Origin of the sequence: Thermophagus xiamenensis (assembly GCF_900112795.1) — a bacterium.
Lineage (GTDB): Bacteria > Bacteroidota > Bacteroidia > Bacteroidales > Marinilabiliaceae > Thermophagus > Thermophagus xiamenensis.
On sequence record NZ_FONA01000024.1, the window covers coordinates 1 to 18,000 of the forward strand.

The window sequence follows — 18,000 nt, forward strand, 5'->3', positions numbered from 1 at the left end:
CTAACATTCTATGGTCAAACAGCCTAATGGCCTAGTGGCCTATCAGCCTATCGGCCTTTATTGTCAGCCCCGGAGGGGCGGCAGAATGGTAGACCGGAAGGCCAGATTAAGAAATATGTTGAAATAAATGGAAATAAAGTAGATATTAATAGATATAGGTAGATTTAACCTTTAATCAAATTGCATTAACAGTAAATCCAATTCTTCAATTTTTGCAAATTCTTTGTCGAACGTAAACAAAGGGATATTGTAGACTATCGATGTCGCTGCAATAATGGCATCAGGAAGTTTTAATGAATATGTTCGTCTAATCAATATTGCCTTCTCTTTAATTTTTTCACTTAAATCAATAATATGAATATCATTGAACAATTCTTTTAAAATGCAGATTTCATATTCACTTATTTTAGGCCATGAAAGTAGTTCCATTTCCGATATAACGGAAATATAAATTACTCTGTCATTAAGAATAGGGATAACATCTTTATTACCATTTGTAAGGGCTATAATTACATTAGAGTCCACCAGTATGCTATTCCCATTCATCCCTCATCTTTTTTTGGATTTCTGTTGGTTTCTCCTTCCAATTGATAGTATTAAAATATTTTTTCGGATCGAATGTTTTCTGATTAGACCTTCGGGATGATAATTTACGCCCTATTTCTCTAACTTTTGAAGCACTTATTGGTTTTTTAATCTCTATAATCATAAGACACACACATTTAGTTTCCTCAAAGTTACGAAATTTTCCATAATGACTCTTTTACTATTTAACAAACAGACCCCGGATGACAGAGGATAGAAATCAGAGGCCGGAAGCCAATTAGGCCATTGGGTCATTAGGCCATTAGGCCATTAGGCTGATAGGCCATTAGGCTGATAGGCGATTAGGCCGTTAGGAAGTTGTGTGCGATGGAGGTTCCACCTTTAGGGGGTTAGGGGGTGAGCGAAGAATAGGCTGTCAGCCATAATAATAGAAACCGGTAATTACCCTACCCCATCTGCAAAGATACAGAGAAAAAACAATTGGGACTTTCGATGCGATACGGAGTCCTTCGGACTCCCATGTTTATAGCTTATATGCAACAAACCGGAAGCCGGAAACCAGAAGCCAGATGCCAGAAAAAAAGATATATGTGGATATAAATAGATATAGGTAGATAAAAGATAGATATAAATTGTATGCTGCAAAATCAGCCTAATTGCCTAATGGCCTAATAGCCTAATGACCTATCAGCCTATTGACCTAATAGCCTAATGGCCTGCTAATATTCATCAAAAGTATACCACTTTTCATGAATATTCCCGGCATTCTTCTTCCTTATTTTAACACTATTCGACTTGTGACTCCAATTCTATGGCTAATCAATTAGGAAAGAGTTAAGGCATGCTTCGATGCGACCCAATCGCATGCTTCGATGTGACGCAATCGCATGCCTCGATGCGACGCAATCGCATGCTTCGATGCGACTCAATCGCATGCCTCGATGCGACTCAATCGCATGCCTCGATGCGACGCAATCGCATGCTTCGATGCGACTCAATCGCATGCCCCGATGTGACGCAATCGCATGCCTCGATGCGACGCAATCGCATGCTTCGATGCGACTCAATCGCATGCTTCGATGCGACGCAATCGCATGTATAAAGTAAATACAGAGGTATCACAGCATCTGCGGGAATAAGAATTATCAATGCTTGTTGATTAGGGGGAAGAAAATTTTTCCCTTTATGAATTAAGGGATGAGCGTAGACCTTTAGGTTTTAAACCAACTACTTTGGTAAAAATTAAAAAGCAGCCAAAAAAGCATGTCTTTTAGCTTTACTGATTGACTAAAAACAATCACTGCTTTCCCGGCTGCTATCTTTCACCAAATTATGAGGATACCCTTAATTTTCCGCTCTGTGAGCATTCAGCAAATAAATAAGGATAAGAATCCTTCATTCAACCACTACCGGAAGTGGCAAAATACTGGTACGGGGTGTCTTTCTTAAATTACGGCCATATCCGTACTGAGTAGTGATAGAAACTTCATATTCACCGGGCTCCAGAGTATCAGGAACCAGTATAATAACTCTGGAGGGTTCATTTACAACAATAAACTCTTCCGGAATTTTTACGGCCTCTTTCGTATCTGTTTTTGTAAAAAAGAGACCAACGCTTTCATCCTCGCCATCAATCTTTATTGCATTACCCTTTATTTCAGCATTACGGCCTCCGGTTAAATATCCATCTGTATTGCCATTAACCAAATTGGTAATGGTAAATAACTGCATGGCTTCTCCTTTCTCTCCTAAAATTCGAACCTCTACATCAGCCAATGCTTCACGAATGTCGGCACCCTGAGTGGCAACAACATATACGCTATGCTTGGCAGGATCCCATACAGTATCATAAAATCTTCCCTTTATCATGGGTTGCAAATAAACCAACCCCGTATTAACATTGTGACCCGAAACCGCTAACTGGGCAGCCTTACGGTTAACACGCGTTACAGAAGCCTTAATCGTAGCTTCTGAGGTCTCTACACCTTCTTCTTTAACCATTCGGATGACATCGTCTAAATTGTAACTACCATTGGTTACTACATACCCCCGATAATCATCCGGATCCTCAGTCATGAAATTAGGACCTAATTGTACATTTAATACATATTTCATAACCTGGGACTTTTGGTTAATGGGCTCTTCAACCTCCGACACCACTCGTGACGGTACAGCTGAAGTTTACCCGGTATTATCTTCTGTTTCGGTTTTCTGATGAAACTCAAATGACGCCTTCTTTATAATTGTTTTAGTTTGCTTAGTAGTAACTAACTTAAGTCGATCATCCTCGCTTCATTCTTTTATATGGTTGGTTTACTTCTTACTGTTACCGACACCCTTATTTATATTAAAGAACGTTTTGTAATGGCTATTTCTTTGTTATTTATGCAACCCCTGACCCCTACAAATTATTTCGCGTAAGTACCTCTTATTTCTTAATTATTTATCATTTCTGATTTATCATTTATATTTTTGAGTCTATTAATGGATTACACTTTTTAATTTTCTTATGTTATTTAATCAACCATTATTACCATAAAAAACATCTAATCTAAATCCTTAAAACCTTTAGTTCAACACACTCCATCATCCCAAACAGCATTGTAAATTTATTTCATTTTTTTGTTTTTGTCAATAGTTTTTTATGATTTTTTTATGCTATTAAGGATAAGTATATGTTTTTTGAATTAGAAAGAGGTATGAATTAGTTTGAAAAATGGCAGTGTTTAATTTTTTTCTGTATAAAGATTTATCCCAAACTAGTTAATATGCTAAAGAAATTATTCTCTATTTCGGATTAATACTTTTTCTAATGAGGGTTGGAATTATTCCTGACAGATGGGAGTAACTTACATATCTCTAAAAGAGAGGTTTAGGCTAACCGTCTGTAAGGGGTACATTTATGTGAATGGCATCAGAAGTTATTTATTAGGTCGGAAATAAAAAAACGATTCCAAGATGCACGTAACACTAATACAGGACCATTTCCGTAACTTCTCTGCAAGAACCATTTCATTTTCCCCTAGTGAGGCATCCGGAAATTCTCGTAACTCAAAACCCATCACACGTTCCAATATAATGCCCTAAAAGTTATGCGACCCTTTTTTTTGGTTTAATTGTATTTTTATTAAATCTTTTGATTGTCCCTTAAAAAAAATCTATAAGGGCTTCTCTTTTTTAGTATACTTTTATTGTTTCCCTTTTGTAAAATTAACCAGAGTAGAACTTATTTCGTGACTGGAAAATATACTTTTTAAAACTATATTGAGAATTGAAATAACCTTTTGAATTTACCAGGGAATTCAATTGTTAAGAACAAGGTATTTTTAACTTACTCCTCTATAAAGAAAAAAATTGTTTATAATTGGGAACATACAAAAAAGCCTCGGTAATACCGAGGCTTCAACTATAAAAATTATTCTTTTTAATCTTCGTAAACAGGCAATTCTAATACGCTAGAAAGATCATAACCAGGAAATCCTAAAAATACTGGGTTCAATCCAAAACCTCCTAGACCATCAATATAGAAAGAAGGATAAAGTTCAAAATAAAGAATATTCTCATCATCGTCTTTAACAACAACACTTTGCTCATCTCCTTCTTTACCAATTGCAGAAGGCAAATATGCTTTAATGGATTGTCCTGAGACCCCTTGGTATAATAAATTTGTATACCAAAAACCCTCCCAAGTTACATTGTCGCCATCAACAGTAAATACAATTTTGTCTTGAGTTGGGCCTCCAATCCACCCCTCCCATTCGGCTTCCAATAGAATGCCTTCTGTATAAGGGGAATTAATTCTATAAACTTCAGGCATGTCATCACGCTGTTCCAAATCAACTTCAGCAATTGAGTAGAACGAGAACGAATCATAAAAATGAACAGTTCCTAATTGATTCCATTTAATAATAGCCACTTCACCTTCAAAAATAGAATAAGTCGTTTCTAAATAAGGATTAATAAATGACTCATCTATTTCAATTTGGAAGGGAAGTACCTCCCCTATTGGAGCCGAATCGGATATCCCAATTGTGATACTCGTAGTATCCTCACCATCTTCAAACACAATCGACTCTGGAAAAACAAAACTATTTTCAGTATTTTGAAGGACATATAATGGCACCTCCAGTTTCCCACTCTCATTATTTCGTATAACACTAAGGGAAAATTCTATATTACTAGCAGGATCAAATTCAAAAGTTGTAGGATTATCAAAATCAAATCTAACTTCGGGATTATCCTTAGAAACACTAGGACTTACCTCTTCTGTATCTTCATAATCACTACAAGCTCCAAAAGTAAAAGTTATAAGAGCTAAAAGTGTTATTAATATTTTATTTTTCTTCATAACCAAAAAAATAATAATTAGGTTAAAATAATTATTCTTCAACTGGCGTAGGTAATGGAGTAGCCGGGTTATTATCTCCATCCGTTAACCCTGGATTAGCCTGAATTTCAGCTTCTGGAATACGCCATAACAAAATAGGATCATCGGGAGCAATATTAAATACCATTGTGGCATTAGGATAACCTGCACCACGACGATCTACCCCTGTTTTTAAACGCATCACATCGAACCAGTTTAATCCTTCACCCCACAATTCAATTCTTCTATGCCTAAACACCTCTTTTTGAATTTCTTCAGGTGAGGATGCTTCACATACATAATCAGGATCACGATATTCTTTAATGAAGTTTTCAAGAGTTGTGGCTCCATCACCTCCACTCATTGCTTGAGCTTCAGCTAAAATGAGATACATCTCTTCAATTCTCATCAGTGGGATATCATTGGCATTGGTAGAAGTCGCCACTTCTTCTTTGTAGGGTGCGAATTTAACTTGCGTATAGGGAGCAAAGCTATATTTATCTATAACGGCTTGTGCTTCATCAGTCAAATTGGCAGAGGTACTATTCTCATCCAACCACCAACCTTTTCTTATATCACTGGAATTAATAGACTCATACAGAATTTTATTAATTTGTTTTCCTTTAGAATACCAGGCATATCCATAATTCAATGAGCCCATGTGAGAAATCCAGTTAACAATACCGGAGGTAACTACACGATCCGTTTCAGCAATAATAATACCCCACATCCAGTTAGATTCATCAGCCGACCAAAATGCCGGTTTGCTAACATCATCTATACTGGCCGGTGTAGCCTCTGAATGATCGATAGCACTCTGTGCGTCCTGAGCAGCTTCTGACCATTTTTGCATGGTTAAATTAACTCGTGCACGCAAACCATATGCTACAGCCAAACTAATATAGCGCTTATCAGCCCTTGTAACCCCTTCGCTTTCTGCATCTTCCAACAATCCAATAGCAGTATTCAAATCACTATTGATTAAATCATAAACCTCCTTTACGGTAGACCTTCTTACACCATCAATTGCTGCAATATCGATATTTTCAGGAGTAATAATTGGGACACAAGGCTCAGTTTCATTGCCCACATAGTTAAATTGATAAAGTTGTGCCAAAACCCAATAACTAAAAGCTCTGGTAGCTAAACCCTGGGCCAGGTAAAATTTGGAAGTAGCATCTTCAGTATCGGATGATATAGCACCTATAACGTTGTTAGTAGCCCTAATTATAGCATACATATCATTCCATACCATCTGACTTTCATACGAAGTATAAACACGATCAGAAAATTCAAGACTATTACCAGTCCAGTTATAACCATTGTCATCACTTATTACATCATAACCATTAGCGTCAGTAAAAAGCATAATGGAAGGATAACCAAAATCATTATGACGCTCAACATCCCCAAAAGCATCGTAATTAGGCATATACTGACTAAACTGTGCAAAAACGGCATTTACACTGGCTTCAGCTTTTTTAGGGTCATTAGCAACTACCTCTTCTTTTTGTTCCGAGGTAACAATGTCGCCATCCGGCTTGGTATCTAAATTATCCTCACATCCTATAAAACTCAAGAGAGCCGGAAAGAATAAAGCTATTATATATTTTCTATTCATAATTCTTCTTGATTAATAATTAAAACACCAGATTAATTCCTCCAGAAATGGTTCTTATAGGAGTATAACGGGCTGTTGTAGCAGATGTAAAGCTTTGACGAGGGTCTAACCCTTTTCTGCTACTCAACAAAGCAACATTATCAGCGCTAAAATAAATCCGAAGCTTTTCAATATTTAAACTTCTGATCAAATTTTCAGGAATGGTATAACCAACCGTAATATTATTAATACTCAAATAATCAGAACTAGTAATAAAACGAGTAGAAGTAGCATTGGCATATTTGTCATTTGCATTCAAACGAGGCACATCAGTATTGGGATTTTCCGGTGTCCAGGCTTTGTAGATATCTTTATGCCAATTATTACCTGCATAGCTAGACATGCCGCTATGCATTAACCGCCGATAACCGGAATCATAAATTTTACCACCCAACTGATAAGCACATTGAATAGACGCATCAATACCATATGCCTCAACAGAAGTTCCAAAACCTCCATAAACGGCGGGAAGCAAATCATCAGTCATAACTTTGTACTGTTCAGCTACAGAATAATCTGAGGTCTTGATAGGATTCCCTTCTTCATCTTCGGCCCAGTACAATGCCAAGCCTGTCTCCGGATCAACCCCTGCATAATCTACCATGTAAAAATGGTACATGGATTCCCCTTCCTTATAAATTCGGGTACCATCAATCAGCTCACCATTCAAATCTGGATGTAACTCATTAATTTTATTCTTAATGAAAGTGGCATTAGCATTAATGGACCAGGTCAAATCCCTAAGATTTAAAATATTATAACCAAGGTCAATTTCTAATCCGGAATTGGTCATTGAACCAATATTCATAGGAATAGAAGTATAGCCGTTACTACCTGCCACCGGTTTATAATAAAGCATATCCTTGGACTGACGTCCAAAATATTCAATATTTCCACTCATCCGGTTGCGAAACATACTAAAATCAAAACCAACGTTATACGAAGTAGATGTCTCCCAAGTTATATCAGGATTTCCTTTATAATCAAGCGTTCCATCTGAAAAAACACCATCGGCACCGGTCATTTTATATTGATCCAAATAGGCATAGTAATTACCGATATTATCGTTTCCTTGTTCTCCGTAAGATGCTTTCAATTTCAGCATATCGATCCAATCAACAGATGCCATAAAAGATTCTTTACTTATCATCCATGCGACACTGGCAGACCAGAAATCACCCCAACGATTGTCAGGACTAAATCTGGAAGAAGCGTCTCTACGATAAGCGATATTTCCAAAATATGTATCTCTATAGGAATAATTTACACGAGTAAAAATACCTTCAGTTGCATAGGTATCTTTTGTCCCTCCTCCTGATAAGTTATCAATAGCATTACTTATATAGTAACTTTCGGGATTATACAAATTTTGTCCCATTGCATACAAATCCTCTGTACTATACTGATAACCGTCATAACCAGCCGTAATGTCGAACTGATGCAAATCATTTACATTAAATTGATAAAAAGCGACATACTGTTGGTCGAAACCATAAACGCGAGTTTGCTCCTGATAGGCGGTACCTCCATAAGATGAACTTTGCCCCATATAAGCATTACCCAAATCACTGTATTTGGTATTATCAATGTGTATACCATATTTGGCCGTCAACTTCAGTCCCCGCATTGGCGAAACCTCAGCATACCAACTGCTATTGATAATATCCATCAAATAATCGGTTTTATTATAAGTCAAATCACCGGACGGATTGGCGATAGACATAAATGTCCTTGAAAAATTGGTGCTCACACCATCTCCATAGTCATAAACTTTACGTCCGTTATTATACATTATTGATTTAGATGCAGCATCACGTACGTACAGAGGGTAAATGGGCGCAATGTAGTTGGCAATAAAGAAAGCATTTCCACTAGAATTGGTTTCTGTTTGCTCATCAGGATAGTTGCTTTCAATATTATTGTAATTTACACTTGCTCCAACTTTAAGCCAATCATTTACTTGATGGTCGCCACTAAAACGTCCGGAGAAACGTTGAAATCCTGAACCTGAAACAACACCTTGGTCATCCAGAAAGCTAAAAGAAAGATAATAAGTTTGTTTATCCGACCCACCTGAAATAGAAAGATTATACTCTTGTCTGGGATTGTTTTGGAAAGTTTCATCAGCCCAATCGTCGGGAATATAGTAATATGTTCCATCACTATAACCTAACTTAGCATTTGGATTTAAAAATCCATTAGTTCCAATTAAATATTCACCATCAGGCACAGTATAAATCTGATAACCAATACCACCTTCTGCTTCGCCGGTAATTTTGTTATTGGCATAAATATGAGCATCAATAGGCGAATAGCCCAAATTATAGATACCGGCATTATATATTGCCTTATAAACTGTTTCCATATAATTCTTCGGGCTGGTCATAACTTCATAATTTTCAACAGCCCGCGAATTCACACCATATTTCGCATCGAAACTAATCCTCGGTTTACCAGAACCTTTTTTAGTAGTAATCATTATAATTCCATTGGCTCCACGAGCTCCATACAATGCGGTAGATGCGGCATCTTTCAATACAGTAATGGATTCAATATCGGCAGGATTTAAAGAAGATAAATCTCCATCAAAAGGAATTCCATCAACAACATATAATGGAGAGGTTCCTGCATTAATGGACCCAACACCTCTAATACGTACAGTGGCCTCAGTACCGGGTTGACCGTTATTACTTAAAACCTGTACCCCTGCAACAGTTCCTGAAAGAGCATTGGATACATTAGCAACCTGTCTTTTTTCAATAACTTCAGCATCAATTTCAGCCGCAGATCCGGTAAACGAACCTTTTGTTGAAGTACCATACGCTACCACAACAATTTCATCCACCAACTGGGCATCACTCTCCAGCTGAACGTCGATGGTAGATTGGCCGGTATAGGGTATTTCCTGAGTTTGCATACCGACGAAAGAGAAGACGATGGTTTGAGCGTCTTCAGGTACGCGTAAAGAGTAAGTACCATCCGGTTGGGTAACAGTACCTACAGTAGTTCCTTTAACGAAAACGGATACACCCGGGATGGGCATACCATCTTCACTTCCCGTAACAGTTCCCGTGACGGTTCGGCTTTGGACGAACAAATGACCCAACCCGATAACCGTAAGGAACGAAAGCGCTAAAAGTACTTTCTTCATAGATTAAAGGTTTAAAATTAAAAAATAGAACAACAATTATTAATAAAAATCAAAAACACATCCAAATTAATAAATATTTTGGATTATTCAATAATATTAACATCAATTTTCTACCACAAAAAATCCCGGCATCAGACAAATAATGACATTTATCATGGTGATTTCGATCTTTTCTTAAGAGAGGATGGGATTAAATCGAAATTCTGTTACAAAGATAGAACTTTTTGCTTTCAAAAAATAACCTAAGGTATTTTTTTTTGATTTTTATCAGCCTTTGCCCCTCTCACCTCTCCTATTGTCAATTGCAAAAGTAATATTTTTTCTTTTTATCCCCCAAAAAAGAGGGGGTCAATATTATTTTTTATCTTTTTTCAAAAAACAATCCCCACAATAAACCAACATTGAGTAACAGCAAAGTTCATTTTTAAATTATAACCCTCAAAAAGGAAATTAACTGGAAATATCCATGCTTTGAAAAAAATATGGTTATTAATGAATATTTAATAGGCAATAGTGAATAGTATTCAGTGTTTAGCGGAGAATCCTTGGTCATCAAAAAATAGTTTATGAGTCATTATTGAGGCAGAGAGAACTTTTGACATTTTTTAACAATAGAGATATTAGGCCAATAGGCGGTTAGGTCAATAGGCGGTTAGGTCAATAGGCTAATAGGCCAATGGGCCGTTAGGCCGTTAGGCTAATAGGCCATTAGGTCGTTAGGTCGTTAGGCTGTTAGGCTATTAGGCTATAGGTTGTTAGGCATTTTTTACATCATACAATTTATATCTATTATATTTCTATCTTATTTCTACTTATATCTTTTTATGTGGTTTCTGACCGTTAGCCTCTGGCATCTGGCCTCTGGCCTCTGGTTTCCGGCTTCTGGCTTCTGGCTTCTGGCTTCTGGCTTCTAGCTTCTGGCTTCTGGCCTCTGGCTTCTGACCTCTGGTTTGTTGCATCTAAGCTATAAACATGGGAGTCCTTCGGACTCCGTATCTAATAGCCTAATGGCCTATTGGCCCAATGGCCTAATTGGCTTCTGGCCTCTGGCTTCTGCGGGCCGGTTCTCCCGCTTCAGGGGATTGGGGGGTGAGCGGGGGGGGTTGCCTATGGTCTACCTTTCTGCCGCCTCTCCGGGGCTGACAATAAAGGCCGATAGGCTGATAGGTCAATGGGCCGTTAGGTTGTTAGGCCAATAGGCTATTAGGTTAATAGGCCATTGGGCCGATAGACAATAGAATGTTAGGCCATTTGCACCAAACAATTTATATCTATCATATTTCTACCTATATCTATTTATATCCACATATATCTTTTTTCTAGCTTCTGGTTTCTAGCTTCTAGCTTCTGGCTTCTGGTTTCTAGCTTCTAGCTTCTGGCTTCTGGTTTCTGGCATCTGCTTTGTTGCATCTAATCTATAAACATGGAAGTCCTTCGGACTCCGTATCTAATAACCTAATAGCCTATTGGCCCAATGGCCTAATTGGCTTCCGGCTTCCGGCCTCTGCGGCCGGTTCTCCCGCTTCAGGGGGTTGGGGGGTGAGCGGGGGTATTTGCCTCTGATCTATCTTTCTGCCGCCCCTCCGGGGCTGGCGCCACTAGGCCATTAGGCCAATAGGTTGTTAGGCAGATAGGCTATTTTTATCTATTTATATCAACATAAATTTAATATATATCTAACTTCTAATTTCTGGCTTCTGATCTCTATTTATATCATAAAACTCTCAGTTATTTCCACTGTGTTACACTGTGAAGTCCTCTGTGATACTCTGTGTAATTTATTATTTCACAGAGTCACACAGAGGTAACACAGTGTTTCACAGAGTGATATTAGGCCAATAGGCCGATAGGTCAATAGACCCTTAGATATTTATATCTACTATATTTCCATTTATATCAACTTATATCCTCTTGTTATTTCTGACTTCTGGCCTCTAGCTTCTGACCTCTGTCTTTTGGCTTCCGGCTTCTGAAATCATTTTGCCAAATTTATTTTTCAATCGTAAATTTGTCCGAAATCTTTTATAAGCGTAAAATAATTTGTAAAAATTCAATCGAACAGATAAGCGGAATTGCACCTGTCATAGAATAAGTGATTTTAATGGAATTAAATGTGAATTAGAAGACTAAAACCTTAAAAATGTATATACCAAGGACTATCGAAAAAAAAATCAAGGAACTGTCATTAAAGTATCCGGTGATCACCCTCACGGGACCGCGACAATCGGGGAAATCAACTTTATTACAAAAGAGTTTTCCTGATTATGCTTATGTATCACTTGAAGATCCGGATATTCGCCTTTTCGCAGAAGAAGATCCAAGAAGCTTTCTAGAAACGTATCCCGAAAAAACCATATTGGATGAAGTTCAACGAGTGCCGTCATTGTTTTCTTATCTCCAAACCCATGTTGACCGCCAAAACCGGGAAGGGTTATACCTACTGGCAGGTTCTCATAATTTTTTATTAATGCAAAAAATCAGTCAGTCGCTAGCCGGACGAACCGCTATCTTAAAGTTGCTTCCCTTTTCTCATGAAGAAATGCGTACCGTTTCTCTCGTCGACCCAAATACAGACATAGAAATCTTTAACGGTAGTTATCCACGTTTGTACGACAAAAAAATATTTCCTACCGACTTCTATCCCTATTATCTACAAACATATATAGAACGAGACGTTCAACAAATAAAGAATATAGGCAATTTGAACAAATTTGTGCGTTTTATAAAATTGTGTGCCGGCCGTATAGGTCAGCTTCTAAACCTCTCGTCATTAGCAAATGATTGTGATATAGCAGTATCCACCGCCCAGCAGTGGATATCGGTACTGGAAGCCAGTTATGTAATTTATCTTTTGCCGCCCAATCATAAAAATTATTCCAAAAGAGTAGTTAAAACTCCCAAACTATATTTTCATGATACAGGTCTGGCTTGTTCACTATTATCACTAACTTCGTCAGAACAACTCATTAACCATTACCATCGGGGTGCGCTGTTTGAAAACCTGGTAATAAATGAGTTTTTCAAATTCTTTACTCACCGGGGTATGGTCCCTCCCTTCTCGTTCTGGCGCGATAAAACCGGTAATGAAATAGATTTAATCATAGAATTCAACAACAGGTCAATAGCTATTGAAATCAAATCAGGAAAAACCCTAACACCACAGTATTTCAGTAACCTTAAAAAATGGAGTAAACTTTCAGAAACACCCATAAACGACCTTTTCGTGATTTACAACGGCAACCAAAATATTAAAACTGCAAATGGGAACTTGCTCGCATGGCAAAAGCTTAATATAAATACAATTGTAAAACAAGCAGAAGTGAACAGGCCATAATAGTTATGCCTGACAGGCCATTAGGCGGGTAGGCTATTGGGCCGATAGGCTAATAGGCCATTAGGCAATAGAATGTAAGACTAAATTTGCACCAAACAATTTATATCTATCATATTTCTACCTATATCTATTTATATCCACATATATCTTATTTTCTAGCTTCTGGTTTCTAGCTTCTAGCTTCTGGCTTCTGGTTTCTAGCTTCTGGTTTGTTGCATCTAAGCTATAAACATGGGAGTCCTTCGGACTCCGTATCTTATAGCCTAATAGCCTATTGGCCCAATGGCCTAATTGGCTTCCGGCTTCCGCGGGCCGGTTCTCCCCCTTCAGAGGGTTGGGGGGTGAACGAGGGTGATTGCCTCTGATCTATCTTTCTGCCGCCCCTCCGGGACTGGAATAGGCCGTTAGGCTGATAGGCCAATGGGCCGTTAGGTTGTTAGGCCAATAGGCTATTAGGTTAATAGGCCATTGGGCCGATAGACAATAGAATGTTAGGCCATTTGCACCAAACAATTTATATCTATCATATTTCTACCTATATCTATTTATATCCACATATATCTTTTTTCTGGCTTCTGGTTTCTGGCATCTGGTTTCCGGCTTCTGGTTTGTTGCATCTAAGCTATAAACATGGGAGTCCTTCGGACTCCGTATCTTATAGCCTAATAGCCTATTGGCCCAATGGCCTAATTGGCTTCCGGCTTCCGCGGGCCGGTTCTCCCCCTTCAGTGGGTTGGGGGGTGAGCGGGGGTGTTTGCCTCTGATCTATCTTTCTGCCGCCCCTCCGGGGCTGGAATAGGCCGTTAGGCTGATAGGCCAATGGGCCGTTAGGTTGTTAGGCCAATAGGCTATTAGGTTAATAGGCCATTGGGCCGATAGACAATAGAATGTTAGGCCATTTGCACTAAACAATTTATTTCTATCATATTTCTAACTATATCTATTTATATCCACATTTATCTTTTTTCTGGCTTCTAGCTTCTAGCTTCTGGCTTCTGGCTTCCGGCTTCTGAAATCCCTTTTGCATCGTTCTATATTATCACTATCTTTGCGAGTCATACTATAATAATATATAAGCAATAAAAACTATCCGATGATAAAAATAACATTACCAGATGAATCGGTTCGAGAGTATCCGGCCGGCATAACGGGCCTGGAAATAGCCCGCGACATTAGCCCCCGTCTGGCTAAAGAAGTGCTGGCCATAACGGTGAATGATCAGTTGTACGATCTTCATCGGCCGATAAATGAAGATGCCAAAATTAAACTTCATAAGTGGGAAGATGCCGAAGGAAAACATGCTTTCTGGCACTCATCGGCCCATTTGATGGCCGAAGCATTGGAAGCCCTTTATCCGGGCATAAAGTTCGGCATTGGCCCTGCCATCGAAAACGGTTTCTACTATGATGTGGATACAGGAGAACAAACCATTACCGATGCCGACCTTCCCAAAATAGAAAAAAAGATGATAGAGCTTGCCCGACAAAAAGAAGAATATAAGCGTCGGGAAGTGCCGAAACAGGAAGCTTTACAATATTTCGAAGCCAAAGGCGACCCCTATAAAGTGGAACTGCTAAGTGAGTTGGAAGATGGAACAATCACGTTCTATCAACAGGGTAATTTCACGGACCTATGTCGAGGCCCTCACCTGCCCAGTACGGCTCCTATCAAAGCCATCAAACTGCTTAGTATTGCGGGAGCATATTGGCGTGGAGATGAAAAACGCAAACAGCTGACCCGTATTTACGGTATATCTTTCCCAAAACAAAAAATGCTGGATGAATATCTACAAAAGCTGGAAGAAGCACAAAAGAGGGATCACCGAAAGCTGGGGAAAGAGCTGGAACTGTTTGCTTTCTCGCAACGCGTAGGTCAGGGACTACCCTTGTGGCTACCTAAAGGTGCCAAATTGCGTGAGCGGCTGGAAAACTTTTTAAAGAAAGTGCAGGTAAAATACGGTTACGAGCAGGTTATTACACCGCATATCGGACAAAAAGAGTTGTACGAAACTTCGGGCCATTATGCCAAATATGGTGCCGACTCGTTTCAACCCATTAAAACCCCAAACGAAAATGAAGAATTCCTGCTCAAACCCATGAATTGCCCGCACCATTGCGAAATTTACAAGGTAAAACCACGGTCGTACCGTGACCTGCCCCTTCGATTAGCAGAATTTGGCACGGTTTATCGTTACGAACAAAGCGGAGAACTACACGGTTTGACCAGGGTACGTGGTTTTACGCAAGACGATGCCCACATTTTTTGTCGTCCCGACCAGTTAAAAGATGAGTTTAAAAAAGTTATCGATATCATCTTTTACATCTTTAAAGCATTAGACTTTAAAGAGTATACAGCACAGATATCGCTGCGCGACCCCGATAATAAGGAAAAATACATCGGGAGCGATGAAAATTGGGAAAAAGCCGAACAAGCCATCATAGAAGCTTGCCGGGAAAAAGGCCTTCAAACCGTAGAAGAACTTGGAGAAGCAGCCTTTTACGGTCCGAAGCTTGATTTTATGATTCGCGATGCCATCGGTCGTAAATGGCAGCTGGGAACCATACAGGTTGACTACAACCTTCCGGAACGCTTTGAGCTGGAATACATTGGCGAAGATAACCAACCTCACAGACCTATAATGATTCACCGTGCCCCGTTTGGCAGCATGGAACGCTTTGTTGCGGTATTAATAGAACATACGGCCGGAAAATTCCCGCTATGGCTCACACCCGAACAGGCAGTTATCCTGCCTATAAGTGAAAAATATAACGATTACGCAAAAAATGTTTTAAATTTGCTGAATAATTCCGATATTCGCGCAGTGATTGACGACCGTAACGAAAAGATAGGTAAAAAGATACGCGACAATGAACTCAAGCGCATCCCTTACCTGTTAATTGTAGGCGAAAAAGAAGCCGGCGAAAACCTCGTTTCGGTGCGTCGTCAGGGCCAAGGTGATAAAGGGGTGATGACCATTGATGACTTTATTAAGTTCATTCATGAAGAAGAACAAAAAGAGCTCGCCCAATAAGGTTTGTCACTTAAAAAGTGCAAAGCCGGCCTGACGAAGTCCAGTGGTTAAGCGTTGCAATAACAGATTTTTAAGTTAATACAGATAAAAAATTGCCATAAATCACGTGTGGTAATTCAATTAAGTTTATTTTTGCAGCAAATAATTATTTTTTTGCAAAGCAAATAAAACTTACTTTTGAATTTTATAGATAAATAAATGTCTAACTAAAATAAAGGAGGATTTAGATATAGGAAGACCAAGAACACATACCGGACGTAATGCCAAAGATGAAATACGGTACAGGATAAACCATCAAATTTCTGTACCACAGGTGCGTTTGGTGGGAGATAACATTGACGAACCAGGAATTTATCCGACAAGGGAAGCCTTAAAACTGGCTGATGAAATGGAACTGGATTTGGTAGAAATATCCCCAAATGCCGATCCGCCCGTTTGTCGGATTATTGATTATCAAAAGTTTCTCTATCAACAGAAAAAAAGACAAAAGGAACAGAAGCAAAAGCTTGCGCAGGTCACGGTTAAAGAGGTGCGATTCGGACCTAATACCGACGACCATGATTACAACTTTAAATTGAAGCATGCCGAAAAATTCCTTAGAGACGGCGATAAAGTAAAAGCCTATGTCTTTTTTAAGGGTCGAAGTATTCTGTTTAAAGATAAAGGCGAAATATTATTGCTGCGTTTAGCCCAAGACCTGGAAGAGGTGGGAAAAGTAGAGCAATTGCCTCGTCTGGAAGGAAAACGCATGACCATGTTCCTGGCACCCAAAAAGAAGAAATAATTTGTAATTTCAAATATATTGAACGATGCCAAAAATGAAAACAAATTCCAGTGCCAAGAAACGGTTTGTGCTGACCGGCACCGGAAAAATTAAGCGGAAACACGCTTTTAAAAGTCACATCCTGACGAAAAAAGCGAAAAAAAGGAAACGGAATTTGACTTATTTTGGGGAGGTACATCAAGCCGACCGCAATAACGTCAAGATATTACTTGGAATGAAGTAATCTTCCGTTTCGTAATTTAATTCTATTATCGTTTAACCTGAATGACTTAGCTCAAAAGTTCCTCGCCATAGAGGACGCTAACCATTCTAAAAAACAGTAAAAAAATGCCTAGATCAGTAAATGCTGTTGCTTCAAGAGCACGAAGAAAAAAGGTGATGAAACTCACCAAAGGCTATTTCGGTCGTCGTAAAAATGTGTGGACCGTAGCCAAAAACGCATGGGAAAAAGCAATGCTTTATGCGTATCGCGACCGCAAAGCCAAAAAACGTAATTTCCGGTCCCTCTGGATTCAGCGTATCAACGCTGCCGCAAGACTCGAAGGTATTTCTTACAGCCGCCTGATGGGACTCATGAAACAACAAAACATAGAAATTAACCGAAAAGTACTGGCCGACCTGGCGGTTAATCACCCCGAAGCCTTTAAAGCGGTGGTGAAAAAAGCTTTGAACAAGAACTAAAGACTTCAGATAATGTTTCTTAAAACCTCGTGCTCCTTAAAAGTACGAGGTTTTTTATATAAAATATTTAAGGTCAATAGGTTATCAGACCATTAGGCTGTTAGGCCGTTAGGTTGTTAGGCCAATAGGCCATTAGGTCGCTGGGCTATTAGGCTATTAGGCTATTAGGCTATTAGGCTGTTAGACCGTTGGGCCAATAGGCCATTAGGCTATTAGGCCGTTAGGCTATTAGGCTGATTTTGCAGCATGCAATTTATATCCACATATATCTTTTTTCTGGCATCTGGCATCTGGCTTCTGACATCTGGCTTCTAGCTTCTGACCTCTGGCCTCTGGCTTCTGACCTCTGGTTTGTTGCATCTAAGCTATAAACATGGGAGTCCTTCGGACTCCGTGTCTAATAGCCTAATGACCCAATGGCCTAATTGGCTTCCGGCTTCCGCGGGC

At 39.1% G+C, this 18,000-nt stretch carries 10 protein-coding genes; 5 read left to right on the forward strand and 5 right to left on the reverse strand.

The window, feature by feature from the left end:
• Positions 1–171: 171 nt before the first annotated feature.
• The 5 genes from BM130_RS13170 to BM130_RS13190 all read right to left on the reverse strand — a co-directional run bounded on the left by BM130_RS13170 (position 172) and on the right by BM130_RS13190 (position 9,723).
• Positions 172–546, reverse strand: a complete 375-nt coding sequence (locus BM130_RS13170) for a type II toxin-antitoxin system VapC family toxin (RefSeq protein WP_010527443.1) — start codon at positions 544–546, stop codon at positions 172–174.
• Between the two features lie 1,395 nt (positions 547–1,941).
• Positions 1,942–2,661: a DUF4469 domain-containing protein gene (locus BM130_RS13175; protein WP_010527444.1), complete on the reverse strand. Its 720-nt coding sequence runs from the start codon at positions 2,659–2,661 to the stop codon at positions 1,942–1,944.
• Between the two features lie 1,309 nt (positions 2,662–3,970).
• A complete protein-coding gene (locus BM130_RS13180; protein WP_138956879.1) occupies positions 3,971–4,894 on the reverse strand; it encodes a hypothetical protein in 924 nt (307 codons plus the stop codon).
• A gap of 31 nt (positions 4,895–4,925) precedes the next feature.
• Complete coding sequence (locus tag BM130_RS13185; protein ID WP_010527446.1) at positions 4,926–6,533, reverse strand: RagB/SusD family nutrient uptake outer membrane protein; 1,608 nt, start codon at positions 6,531–6,533, stop codon at positions 4,926–4,928.
• A 19-nt stretch (positions 6,534–6,552) separates the two neighbouring features.
• Entirely contained in the window at positions 6,553–9,723 is a 3,171-nt protein-coding gene (locus tag BM130_RS13190; RefSeq protein ID WP_010527447.1) for a SusC/RagA family TonB-linked outer membrane protein, read from the reverse strand.
• A gap of 2,140 nt (positions 9,724–11,863) precedes the next feature.
• Between BM130_RS13190 and BM130_RS13200 the strand changes: the two genes are divergently transcribed.
• The 5 genes from BM130_RS13200 (at position 11,864) to rplT (ending at position 17,553) form a co-directional block, all read left to right on the forward strand.
• Complete coding sequence (locus BM130_RS13200) at positions 11,864–13,057, forward strand: ATP-binding protein (protein WP_010527449.1); 1,194 nt, start codon at positions 11,864–11,866, stop codon at positions 13,055–13,057.
• Positions 13,058–14,150: 1,093 nt separating this feature from the next.
• Entirely contained in the window at positions 14,151–16,088 is a 1,938-nt protein-coding gene (gene thrS / locus BM130_RS13210) for a threonine--tRNA ligase (protein WP_010527451.1), read from the forward strand.
• A 286-nt stretch (positions 16,089–16,374) separates the two neighbouring features.
• Positions 16,375–16,872: a translation initiation factor IF-3 gene (gene infC / locus BM130_RS13215; protein ID WP_138956880.1), complete on the forward strand. Its 498-nt coding sequence runs from the start codon at positions 16,375–16,377 to the stop codon at positions 16,870–16,872.
• A 34-nt stretch (positions 16,873–16,906) separates the two neighbouring features.
• Positions 16,907–17,095: a 50S ribosomal protein L35 gene (rpmI, locus tag BM130_RS13220; RefSeq protein ID WP_437438455.1), complete on the forward strand. Its 189-nt coding sequence runs from the start codon at positions 16,907–16,909 to the stop codon at positions 17,093–17,095.
• Positions 17,096–17,199: 104 nt separating this feature from the next.
• On the forward strand, positions 17,200–17,553 hold the full coding sequence (gene rplT / locus BM130_RS13225) for a 50S ribosomal protein L20 (RefSeq protein WP_010527454.1): 354 nt from the start codon (positions 17,200–17,202) through the stop codon (positions 17,551–17,553).
• Positions 17,554–18,000: the final 447 nt, after the last annotated feature.